Origin of the sequence: Candidatus Kosakonia sp. 282A-S69, assembly GCF_029433855.1 — a bacterium.
Lineage (GTDB): Bacteria > Pseudomonadota > Gammaproteobacteria > Enterobacterales > Enterobacteriaceae > Kosakonia > Kosakonia cowanii_A.
In genome coordinates this window covers 795,545-806,988 of record NZ_JAROAU010000001.1, presented here as the reverse complement: position 1 = coordinate 806,988, position 11,444 = coordinate 795,545, and the positions used below count along the sequence as shown (strand labels likewise).

The following is an 11,444-nucleotide window of genomic DNA, read 5'->3' as shown; positions in this document are numbered from 1 at the left end:
GGTGCGGTCTGCATGCCAGATGGCGGCTCGCGCCTTATCCGGCCTGCGGGGTTGTGGAAGGCAGGTTTTGTAGGCCGGATAAGCGCAGCGCCATCCGGCACTTTTTCGGCGTCACACTTTATCGGCTCTGCGCCTCGCGCCAGATACGGATCGCCATCCACGCCAGCACCGCGACGCCCAGCACTAATACGCCCCACACCAGCAGCGTTTTCCACCTCCCCTGCTGTTCGGCAACGGAAGTCGCCGTCATGCGCGCCTCACCACCCAGCGTGACGTTTTCGCCCGGCAATGCAGCAGGAATCGACGCGGGATCAAGCTGCTTTCGCAACTCCGGCGGGATCAGCGTATCCGGCGTGACGGCGGCAGGCTGCGCCGCTCTGTTTCCCCATGCCAGCATAAACGGCCCTTTACCCTGCGCGTTAAACACCAGCGCCAGCCGATCGCGGCTGCCGGAAATATCAGGGAGTGTGTCAGGCAATCGCGCGTCCAGCGTGGTGAGGCGCACCGCCTGCACCGTCTCGCCCGCCAGCTCCACCGGCGCGGAGCGCTGCCCGTTACGTTGCCAGAGCACAGTTTTAGTCAGCGGCTGCCACGGCGCGGTGGCCGTGCGGCGAATGGCAATCTCTGCCGGCAGCACTGCATCGCCGTTAAAGCCTACAGAGAGCGCGCGAAACGGCTGTGGCTGCGGCCATTGATATTGCGCCTCGGTCGGCGAAATCTGCCGTCCGTTGCCCGCCATCTCCATTTTCTCAAGCGGTGCAGGCTCGCGGCCAGCTATGGCCGTCGCCTCGGTGATGGCTACCGGCAGGTTTGGCGTATCAAACACCAGCAGCAGATAACGGCTGCCTGCGGGTAACGGCATATCCGGGAGCTGGATATGATCGAGTTTGAGCTTATCGCTCCCGCTCGCCAGTGCCATTACCGGCGCATCATCCTGCAAAGTATCCCAGCTGCGCATATCATGGCTCATCAGAACCGAGACGTTGCTGCGCCAGTTCTGGCCATTTTCCTGCCAGCCCAGCGTGATCTCGCCCAGCCTGAACGCGTTGGGTAGATCGGTGGGCAGCACCAATAAATAGCTCTTTCCGACCGGTTTTGAGGCGTCACCTTCAATACGGATCTCGACCCCGGACGGAGCCTGGAGGCGCACAACATGCTCCTCCTCTGCCGCGTCGCTCCCCGGCGATGCATCCAGCGGGAAGACGCGCAGCGGCACCGCTTTCGGCGCAGCAGCTTCGCTACTCTGGGTTTCCAGCGTAAACGGTACCCGCTCGCCGTCATGGTTAAACACCCGCACATCGCGCAGATCCGGCCACGCGCTGTGGGTATAAACCTCCTGCGGGAGATCGACACGATACCAGGCGGCGGGCTGCGGCACTTCCAGCATCACACCGCGGGCATAATCCTGCGGTTTTTCAGGGAGATCTGCGGCCCCCGCCGTGGCGCACAGCAGCATGCTCAGCGCCAGTCCATGCAACCTTTTCATTATCCTTCTCCCTCACTCTCTTCCCGCGCCGCTTTGGGCGGCAGGGGTGAAAAATAGCCCACGATCAGCACCAGCACCGCCACGCCGATAAAGGCGATGGCGCGCGCCAGCCCGCCGCCGCCCGCGCTGTCGACCAGCATCAGTTTCAACAGCACAACGCCTAACACTCCCCCTCCAACCAGCCACTGCTGGCGGGCCTGCCGGCGCGTCGCGCGGATCATCACCACCAGCGCAATCAGCATCCAGAAGAGAGCAAATGTTGTCTGAATAAGCCGCGACGCCCACAGGCTTTCCGCACTCCACGTCACCTCGCCATAGCAGGCGAGCGCGCGCAGCAGTACGCCATTCAGCCACCAGAAACCCAGCGCAGCGAGCGCCCACGGGCGGGCCCTCGAGAGATCGGGTGCGAAGTGCGGATAGTGTTTCCAGGCAAACCGGGTATAGAGCCACACCCCGAGCAGCGCGAACGCCGCGCCCTCTTCCAGCGGATTAAGCAGCGGCAGATAAGGCATGCCCATGACTGCGCCATCGTTCAGGTTGGCAAACAGCAGGGTGATGATGAGCAGCGGCACCAGCGGTGCCAGCGCCTGCGCGCCATAGAGCGCAGGCCAGACGCGGAACGGCCAGAGATTGCGGCGCACCGCCGCCAGCGTCAGCATGATAACCGCCCCGCCCGCTGCCATCGGCAGCCCCCAGCGCCACGGCGCATTGCCCCAGGGCAACGTGTTCACAAACCACCACAGCTCACTGCCAGCCGCGATCAGCAGCAGCCAGAAAAGAGAGAGATGTAACCCTTGCGACAGGCGCGGTAACAGCGTGCTGTCCGCTTTACGCAGCAGCAGTAGCGCGGAGGGCAGCGCAACACACCAGACCAGGTTTTGCCAACCGGATGCCAGCAGATGTCCCTGCGCAAGCAGACGATCGCCGATCAACAGCGCCATTGCCGGCCACAGTAACCACTGGGCAAGCCTAAGTTCCGGCCAGGCAAAACGCAGACTGCCGGCGCGCCATAGCCACACGGAGAGCGCCACCAGCAACAGCAGACCAAAACCTGTCTGCATCGCCCGTGGCATCACAAGCTCCACCGCGCCCGCCAGCGCGACGATCCAGAAGAGGATGCCGCCCGCCAGCAGCAGCCAGCTTCCCTCGCGGCGAAGAGTGCGCCAGAGCCATGCGCCCACCAGCCAGCTTGCGCTGAGTACGGCGAAGATCATCAGCGTCGAGAGCGCATTGATGCCATCAGCGGCGGCCCACAGCGCACTGAAGAGCGCCAGCAGTAACAGCGCTGTGCCGCTGTAGCTCATGCGCCGCTGCTGTTGCTGCACGCCGAGCCACAATACGCCAAGCCCTTCAAGCGACCACGCCATTGCCGTCCAGCGCGCGGACAGAGCCAGCGGAATGGCGAGCGTAGCGAACGCGCCACCCAGCGCCAGCGCGGCCAGCACCAGCGGTTTACCGGCGGTCGGGAAGCGTTTAAGAGCGACAGCGGCGAGCGCCAGATAGAAGAGACCAAAACCGAGGGCGCTGAACGCCGGGCCGTAGGCCCAGTGCTGAGTCATGGCGTACTGCATGCCAAAACCCGCCAGCGGCGGCGCAAACAGCAGCACGCCGTCGATAATGCGCTCGCCCCGGCGCTGGGCGCGCAGGGAGAGAGCAACACTGAAGACGCCAAAAATCAGCAGATTAGCGATCAGGAAGAGCTGGCAGCTCAGGTAATCTTCCGGGCGATAGTTCGCGTTGCCCCACAGGGCAGCCACGCCAAAGGTAAAGAACATGCCGAGGATATTCAGCTCGCGCCAGTGCTGCCATAGGCTGATAGCGAGAATGCCGACGGAGAGCAGAAGATAGAACGAGAAGAGCGCGATATGGCTCCCGCCGCCGGTCGAGAGCAGGATCGGCGCAAGATAACCGCCGAGGCTTGCCAGCAGCGCCAGGCTCAGCGCCCGTTGCAGCACCGCAAGCCCGACGCTGGCTGCACAGATCACAATCAGCAACGCAAAGGCGAGCGTCATCGGCAGCATCTGCCAAAGGCGAAACGCGCCAAAGACCGTGAGATAGAGTGCGCCTACCGCGCCCCCCTGCAGAATAAGAGCAAAGACCGTCTGCTTATGGCGTAGCCGCCAGCCGAGTACCAGTAGCACCAGCGCCACCACGGCGACTGCGACAAGCCGCAGCTCAAGCGGGAAGAGCGCATATTCAACGCTGTAACGCAGCAGGAAAGAGAGACCGATAAAGAGCAGCACCACGCCCAGTTTCGCCAGCGGGTTGCCCTGCATAAACCAGCGCACCAGCGCGGTAACCACGCCCCAGGATTCGCCATCCGGCGCTTTCGCCTCTTCACGTTCACGCACCACAGGCGCAGGCTCCGCCGTCGCGACTTTGCGCCCCCAGGCATTGGGTGCGGGTTGCGGTTGTGAAGGTGTGGTTTCGCTTGCCGCTACCGGCTGCGGCTCAGAGAGGGGCGGCGGCATCCTGAGCGGCGCGCTGACCGGCTCAACGACCGGCTCCTCGCTCACCGCAGGCGTAGCCGCCCGCTGCTCTAGTATGCTGACGCGCTGGCGCAGCAGTTGCAGCTCGACCTGCGTGGCAAGGCTGCGCCGCCAGGCGACAATCGCCATTATCGGCACCACGACCAGCGCCAGAATAAGCACCATGACACCGAATATCAGAAGACCATCCATGTACTTTCGCCTTCGCTAAAGGGGAGACGTTACGCCCGCCTCCCCGCGCGCAGGCTCAGGAGGCAGACCAGACAGAAGCGCTGATGGCTGAAAGCGTCAGCACGCCGTCCTGTAGGTTACCTGTACCTTCCAGAAGCCGCCACTGTTTCGCTTGCAGCAGGGGTGAATCTTCCAGCACCACTTCACACGCCTCGCCGCGGTTAATGGCAATCAACACCCGCTGCTGGCGGTAAACGCGCAGAAAAACCAGCACATCCTGCCGGGCATAGACCACCAGACAGCCGCCGTGCCGCAGCGCCTGGCTGCGGGCGCGCAGCTTCGTCATCCGCTGATAGAGCGCCAGCAGGTGGCTATCCTGCTGCGCTTTATCCCACGGAAAGGGTTTGCGGCAGAAGGGATCGTTCGCGCCATCCAGCCCCACTTCATCGCCGTAGTAGATACAGGGTGTGCCGGGCCAGCAAAAGAGCCACACCACCGCCAGCGGCAGACGGGCGATATCCTTGCCGAGAATGGTTTTAAAGCGCGGCGTGTCGTGGCTGTCGAGCTGGTTAAACATTCGCAGCTGCTGCTGGTGCGACAGCGCGGCGCGGTAGTTATCCATCCATGCGGCGCAGGTCTGCGCATCAATACTCTGCGGATCGAGGGAGATATCGGTATTGGCGAGAAACGCCCACAGCGGCAGGGTAAAGCCGCGGTAGTTCATCGCCGCATCTTCCGCATCGGCCTGTAGCCACTGGCGCGCATCGCCAAAATGTTCGCCCACCACATAGGCCTGTGGCTGGGTCTCTTTCGCCGCCCGGGTGATGCCGCTGACGTGATGCAGATTGTTTCGCGCCCCGCCGTTTTCACCCAGCATATGCACCACGTCGAGCCGCCAGCCATCCATATTCCACGGCGCTTTCAGCCAGTGCCGCACAATGCTCTCCTCGCCCTGATAGATCTCCTCAATCAGCGACGAAGAGCGGTAGTCGAGTTTGGGCAGGCTGGCGTAGCCCAGCCAGTCATGGGCGTAGCCGTTTTCATCAAAGTTGTACCAGCTGCGCCAGCGCGAGTCGGGGTTATGGCAGGCCCCGCCGGTAGCACGGTTATGCCGGTCGAACCAGGCGTGAGAGTCACCGGTGTGGTTGAAGACACCGTCGAGGATCAGCCGCATGCCAATTTTTTGCGTGTTATGGCGCAGACGCAGCAGCGCCTCGTCGCCGCCAAACTGAGGGTCGACGTGGCGGTAATCTTCGGTGTCATATTTATGCACGCTGGGGGCGACAAACACCGGGTTGAGGTAGAGCGCGGTAACACCAAGCTTTTTCAACCACGGCAGCTTTTCGCTGATGCCGTCCAGATCGCCGCCGTAAAAGGTGGATCCGCCAGCCTCGCCGGTAAGCGGCTCATCCCAGTCACAAAAGCGAATCTCGCGCCCTGCGGCGTGGTGCCAGTAACGCTGATCCTGCTGTGCGGTGCGCGTCTCGCTGCGGGCAAAGCGATCCGGAAAGATTTGGTAGAAGACCTGATCGGCGACCCACGCCGGGCCGTCATCCGGCGCATCGAGGGCAAACTGCTCAAGCCTGGCGGGCGGGAAGCGGCTAAACCCCTGCGGCGTAAACCAGAGCTGGCGATCGTCCCACAACAGCTTAAAACTGTAGCGGCGACGCGGCTGGCCATTGCTGATATCAATGGCGGCACGCCAGAGGGTGACGCCATTATTGGCGGTGTTGCGCGCACGGTGCATCGCCACCGGCGTCTCTTCGTTATCGATCTCAATTCGCAGCGTGACGCGCGACGGTAAATCCGTGCCGCGCAGCCAGAGGTTAATGATTAACTGCTGCTGGTGCGCTTTCACAAACGGCGCGACGGGCAGGTGCCATGCATTCAACATCAACGATCCCCTTTACATAATCAGGATCACTGTAGCCAACGTTCGCCCGCGCCCGCCTCCTTCTTTCCCTTTTTTTGGGGGGGTGAGAGACGGGGCGCAGAGATCGCAGGCCTGCTAAGCGCAGCGCCATCAGGTACAACGCCGGGTGCGGCTGCGCCTTACCCGGCCTACAACGGAAAAAAGATAATACCTGGAGATTTACGCCCGGCGCTTAAACGCCCAGCCGATCAGCAGCAGCACAATCCATGCAAAACCGACATAGAGCGAAATGCGGGTTTCCGGGTGCCAGCCAATCAGCGCGATGATAAACACCAGGAAGATCAGCCCGGCAACGGTGGTCGCCACGCCGCCAGGCACTTTAAACTTCAGCGCTTTCACTTCATCAGCCGAGAGGCGACGACGGAAACCAATTTGCGACAGCAGGATCATGATCCACACCCACACCGTGGCGAAGGTCGCCAGCGAGGCAATCACCAGGAAGACATTCTCCGGCATGATGTAGTTGAGATAGACCGCCAGCAGCAGCGCCAGCGTCATCACCAGCACCGTCACCCACGGAATGCCACGGCGGGAAGTTTTGGCGAACATCTTCGGCGCACTGCCCTGCTCCGCCATGCCGTGCAGCATGCGCCCAACACCAAACACATCGCTGTTAATCGCCGACAGCGAAGCGGTCAGCACGACAAAGTTCAGGATGCTGGCAGCAAAGGTGATGCCCATATGCTGGAAGGTCAGCACAAACGGGCTACCGTTAGTGCCCACCTGGTTCCACGGGTAGATCGACATAATGACGAACAGCGTACCGACATAAAACACCAGAATACGCATCGGCACCGAGTTGATGGCGCGCGGAATCGACTTCTCCGGCTCTTCCGCTTCCCCGGCGGTGATACCGATGATTTCGATACCGCCGTAGGCGAACATCACCATTTGCAGCGCCATTACTGTGCCGAGCCAGCCGTTACTGAAAAAGCCGCCGTGGCTCCAGAGGTTGCTGATGCCGGTCGGCTGACCGCCGTTGCCGATCCCCCAGATGATGATGCCGAAACCGGCGGCGATCATGATGATAATGGTGGCGACTTTAAAGAAGGAGAACCAGAACTCCAGCTCGCCGAAGACTTTTACGCTCATCAGGTTAATGGCGCAGATCAGCAGCACCACGCTCAGCACCCAGATCCAGTGCGGCACCGTCGGGAACCAGACGCCCATGTAGATGCCGAAGGCGGTGACGTCGGCGATGGCGACAATCAGGATTTCAAAGCAGTAGGTCCAGCCAGTGATATAACCGGCCAGCGGGCCGAGGTTTTCCTGCGCATAGCGTGAGAAGGAGCTGGCGGAGGGGTTATGCACGGACATCTCGCCCAGCGCACGCATAATGATATACGCCGCGACCCCGCCGATAATGTAGGCCAGCAACACGCTGGGCCCGGCCATTTTGATGGCGTCCGCGGAGCCGTAAAACAGCCCGGTGCCGATCGCTGAACCCAGCGCCATAAAGCGAATGTGGCGGGTGCTTAGCCCACGCTTCAGCTTATTCGTACTTTCCATCGTTTCCACTGCCGTTATTCATCACAAAAAATAAAAAACCACGGAGTGCGCTACCCCGTGGTTCAACAAACCGTGCTTGCTGCTGTTAATGCGCGCTGGAAGTCACCTGACGTCCCGCCGCGCGATCCCAGATAGCGGCCAGAACCACCATCACCAGGCTCGGCAACAGCCAGGCCAGACCCTGCTCCGCCAGCGGTAAACGCTGTGTCCAGAGCGGAAGGTGCTCAGCAAACGCGGAGGCTTTCACGCCGTCAAGGATACCAAAAAGCAGGCTGATAAACATGGTCGGCGCAATGACGCGGGTGGAACAATGCCAGAAAGAGCGGGTAAAGCTCAAGACCACCAGCACGATACACGGCGGATAGATCATGGTCAGCACCGGAATCGAAATCTGGATCAGGTGGCTCAGACCGAGGTTTGAGACCGCCATTGAGAAGAGGCCGAGGATAAAGACCAGCGTCCGGTAAGAGAGCGGCAGATACTGAGCAAAAAACTCTGCGCAGGCGCAGGTCAGGCCAACCGCCGTTACCAGGCAAGCGATGAAGATCAGCGCTGCCAGCAGGAAGCTGCCCGCACCGCCAAAGGTGTGCTGGACATAGGCATGCAGAATCGCCGCGCCGTTAACGGACTGATCGACCAGCACCGCGCTGTCGGAGCCGAGACGGAAGAGCGCCAGATAAAGCAGCGTCAGGCCGACACCAGCCATCAGCCCGGCCCAGACGGTATAGCGGGTCAACAGACGCGCTTCGGTCACGCCGCGCGAGCGGGCGGCATTGACGATAACAATCCCGAAGACCATCGCACCGAGGGTATCCATCGTCAGGTAGCCATTCACAAAACCGTTAGAGAATGGCGCGGTCTGGTAGGCTTCCAGCGCGTGGCTGATAGGACCGGCTGGCCACACCAGCGCGGCGATAGCCAGAATCGTCAGGGCGATAATTTTCAGCGGTGCGAGGAAGTTGCCGACGGTATCAAGCAGTTTACCCGGATAGAGAGAGACCAGGATCACCAGCGCGAAGTAGACCAGGCTGTAGATCAGCAGCGCCATGGAGCCGTCGCCGGTCAGCGGCGCGATACCCACTTCAAAGGAGACGGTTGCGGTACGCGGCGTGGCGAACAGCGGCCCCACGGCCAGATAGCAGACCGTCGCCAGCAGCACGCCGGCAATTTTGCCAATCGGTGTGCTGAGGCTATCAATGCCGCCGCCCACTTTTGCTAATGCAACCACCGTTAGCACCGGCAGGCCCACCGCAGTAATCAGGAAGCCCAGCGCCGCCGTCCAGACGAATTCACCCGCCTGCAAGCCGACCATGGGAGGAAAAATAATATTACCTGCGCCAACAAACAGCGCGAAGGTCATAAAGCCCAGCGCGATGATGTCACGCGGTTTTAAGTGATGGGTCATAATGTTTACTGCCTGTGGATGTGGTGTCGTAAAAATGTTGAATAATTAGCCGCCCCGCACCGGACAATAACGCATCAATAACGCGTTAAATCAGCGGGAAATGCTTAATGTGCTGCGTGGCGAAGAATAGTTTTTCGGTTTACCGCGCAAACACAGTCGGTCTGGCAATGCATGGGGCGCAATTTAAACGCTTATAACGTTTAAAGGCAAGTCGGGATCGCAAAACCAGATAGTTATACTAAACAGCAAAACCTGGCCAGTGAAAAACTCTATTTATCAGAAAAACACCTGGCTGATCGTGCGAACAAAAAAGCAACAACCGTACAAACTACGTTGCAGGCGCGGGATGAGGTGAGGCGGAGCGGCTCGCCGCAGCGAGCCACCGGAAAGATAAGCTGACAAGTGGGTTATGGGTGGCTGTTTTTGGCAATCAGGCGTTCCGGCAGGACAAAACTAAAGCGCGTCCCTTTGCCCGGTATGCTGCTGATATCAAGGCGGCTGTCGTGGTGATTGACCGCATGTTTGACTATCGCCAGCCCAAGCCCGCTGCCGCCGGTCTGGCGCGAGCGTGCTTTATCCACGCGGTAGAAACGCTCGGTCAGGCGCGGGATATGCTCGGCGGCAATCCCCGGCCCATTATCCTCGACGCTAAACTCCGCGCCGTGCACCACCGGCTGCCAGCGCACAATAATATGCGTTCCGGCGGGGGTGTGATTAACCGCGTTATAGACCAGGTTGGAGATGGCGCTGCGTAGCTGCTCTTCGCTGCCCAGCACTTTCAACTGGCTGTCGACCTCAAAGCTGAAGCTCTGTTTCTGCTGGCTGAGGGTTTGCGCTTCCCGCTCAACTACACGCAGCATCATCGGTACGTCAATCACTTCATTTGCGCCGTGCGTCGGCGCGGCTTCAATTTTTGACAGGGTGAGAAGCTGGCGCACCAGCCCCTCCATCCGCGAGGTTTGCTCGCGCATGGTATGTAACGCTTTTTCGCGCGGGGCGCCTTCCAGCGTCTGCTCCTGCATCATCTCAAGGTAGCCCTGCAGCACCGTTAGCGGCGTGCGCAGCTCATGGCTGACATTAGCGAAAAAGTTGCGGCGCGCCCCTTCCAGCTGGTGCATCTGGGTGACATCGCGCGCCACCATCAGCAGCTGCTGCTCACTGTAGGGCATCACGCGGATCTCTAAATGGCGGCCATTGTTGAGCACCAGATTGAGCGGTTTGCTGAAGGATTGGCTTTTCAGGTATTGGGTAAATTCGGGGTAGCGCAGCAGGTTGAGGATATTCTGCCCGTTATCGTCGGGCCAGCGCAGCCCCAGCAGCTGTTGCGCAAGGCCATTACACCAGAAGATCATCCCCTCTTCCGTGGTCAGCACCACCGCATCCGGCAGCGACTCGGCGCCGCTGCGAAAGCGTTTAATCAGGTTGCCAAGCTCGCGGCGGCGCTTTTTATTGCGCATCTGCATCTGGTGCAGGCCGTAAAGCAGCGGCTCCCAGCTGCCGGTGCCGGGCGGCGGCGTCATGCTTTTATCGACCCACAACCACCAGGAGAGACGCAGCAGATTCCAGAAGTGCCAGATCAGAAGCCCGGTCACCGCCGCCAGTAAAAACCACGGCAGATAGCCGAACATCGCGCCCAGAATAAAGGCGGGAATACAACAAAGGAGGAGCTCCAGCACCAGCCTTTTCCATGACAGCCTTTCCAGCACGCGTCACACTCCTGTCAAATTTCAGAAACGGGTCGAAAAACGATATCCCGTGCCGCGTACCGTCTGCACCATCCGGTCGTGCCCACTCCCTTCCAGCGCTTTACGCAGACGACGAATATGCACGTCTACGGTTCTGTCTTCAACATACACATTGGTGCCCCAGACGTGGTTCAGCAGCTGTTCGCGGCTGTAAACGCGCTCCGGATGGGTCATAAAGAAGTGTAAGAGTTTAAATTCGGTGGGGCCCATATCGAGGGGGTTTTCGCCGGTCATGACGCGATGGGAGGAGGGATCGAGGCTTAAGCCCTGCATCTCAATCACCTCTTCCACCGCCATCGGCGAAATACGGCGCATCACGGCTTTAATACGCGCCACCAGCTCTTTCGGCGAGAAGGGCTTGGTGATGTAATCATCTGCGCCCGTCTCGAGACCGCGCACGCGATCCTCCTCTTCACCGCGCGCGGTCAGCATCATCACCGGAATATCGCGGGTCATGGCTTCGCGCTTCAGGTGCTTAATAAATTGAATACCGGAACCGCCGGGTAGCATCCAGTCCAGCAGCACCAGATCCGGCCAGGGTTCATTAAGCTGGTTCACCGCGCTGTCGAAATCTTCAGCTTCCACCGGCTGAAAACCATTTTGTTCGAGCACAAAGCACACCATTTCACGGATCGGTGCTTCATCTTCCACGACCAGAATTCGTCTCGCCATCATTCGCCCTGTATTAATTAGTCTGCAGTATAAA

7 protein-coding genes are annotated in these 11,444 nt (G+C 60.3%); all 7 read right to left on the bottom strand.

The features are described from left to right. Positions 1 to 118: 118 nt before the first annotated feature. Positions 119 to 1,486 carry a DUF3999 domain-containing protein gene (locus PU683_RS03470; protein ID WP_277170138.1) on the bottom strand — a complete coding sequence of 456 codons (1,368 nt, stop codon included), beginning with the start codon at positions 1,484 to 1,486 and terminating at the stop codon, positions 119 to 121. After that, a complete protein-coding gene (locus tag PU683_RS03465; RefSeq protein ID WP_277170136.1) occupies positions 1,486 to 4,167 on the bottom strand; it encodes a DUF2339 domain-containing protein in 2,682 nt (893 codons plus the stop codon). The genes PU683_RS03470 and PU683_RS03465 overlap by 1 nt, the downstream gene beginning before the upstream one ends. 55 nt (positions 4,168 to 4,222) lie before the next feature. Then, positions 4,223 to 6,040 (bottom strand): maltodextrin glucosidase, encoded by a 1,818-nt coding sequence (malZ, locus tag PU683_RS03460; protein WP_277170134.1) that lies wholly within the window; start codon positions 6,038 to 6,040, stop codon positions 4,223 to 4,225. 198 nt (positions 6,041 to 6,238) lie between these two features. Continuing rightward, positions 6,239 to 7,588: a proline-specific permease ProY gene (gene proY, locus PU683_RS03455; protein ID WP_277170132.1), complete on the bottom strand. Its 1,350-nt coding sequence runs from the start codon at positions 7,586 to 7,588 to the stop codon at positions 6,239 to 6,241. A gap of 85 nt (positions 7,589 to 7,673) precedes the next feature. After that, positions 7,674 to 8,993, bottom strand: a complete 1,320-nt coding sequence (brnQ, locus tag PU683_RS03450; RefSeq protein ID WP_277170131.1) for a branched-chain amino acid transporter carrier protein BrnQ — start codon at positions 8,991 to 8,993, stop codon at positions 7,674 to 7,676. 407 nt (positions 8,994 to 9,400) lie between these two features. Beyond that, on the bottom strand, positions 9,401 to 10,699 hold the full coding sequence (phoR, locus tag PU683_RS03445; RefSeq protein WP_277170129.1) for a phosphate regulon sensor histidine kinase PhoR: 1,299 nt from the start codon (positions 10,697 to 10,699) through the stop codon (positions 9,401 to 9,403). A 21-nt stretch (positions 10,700 to 10,720) separates the two neighbouring features. Next, complete coding sequence (gene phoB / locus PU683_RS03440) at positions 10,721 to 11,410, bottom strand: phosphate response regulator transcription factor PhoB (protein ID WP_023481914.1); 690 nt, start codon at positions 11,408 to 11,410, stop codon at positions 10,721 to 10,723. Positions 11,411 to 11,444: the final 34 nt, after the last annotated feature.

Bases quoted from the DNA above. Each gene is read 5' to 3' on its own strand.
- PU683_RS03470 (WP_277170138.1), bottom strand. From the start codon at position 1,486: ATGAAAAGGTTGCATGGACTGGCGCTGAGCATGCTGCTGTGCGCCACG.
- PU683_RS03465 (WP_277170136.1), bottom strand. From the start codon at position 4,167: ATGGATGGTCTTCTGATATTCGGTGTCATGGTGCTTATTCTGGCGCTG.
- malZ (WP_277170134.1), bottom strand. From the start codon at position 6,040: ATGTTGAATGCATGGCACCTGCCCGTCGCGCCGTTTGTGAAAGCGCAC.
- proY (WP_277170132.1), bottom strand. From the start codon at position 7,588: ATGGAAAGTACGAATAAGCTGAAGCGTGGGCTAAGCACCCGCCACATT.
- brnQ (WP_277170131.1), bottom strand. From the start codon at position 8,993: ATGACCCATCACTTAAAACCGCGTGACATCATCGCGCTGGGCTTTATG.
- phoB (WP_023481914.1), bottom strand. From the start codon at position 11,410: ATGGCGAGACGAATTCTGGTCGTGGAAGATGAAGCACCGATCCGTGAA.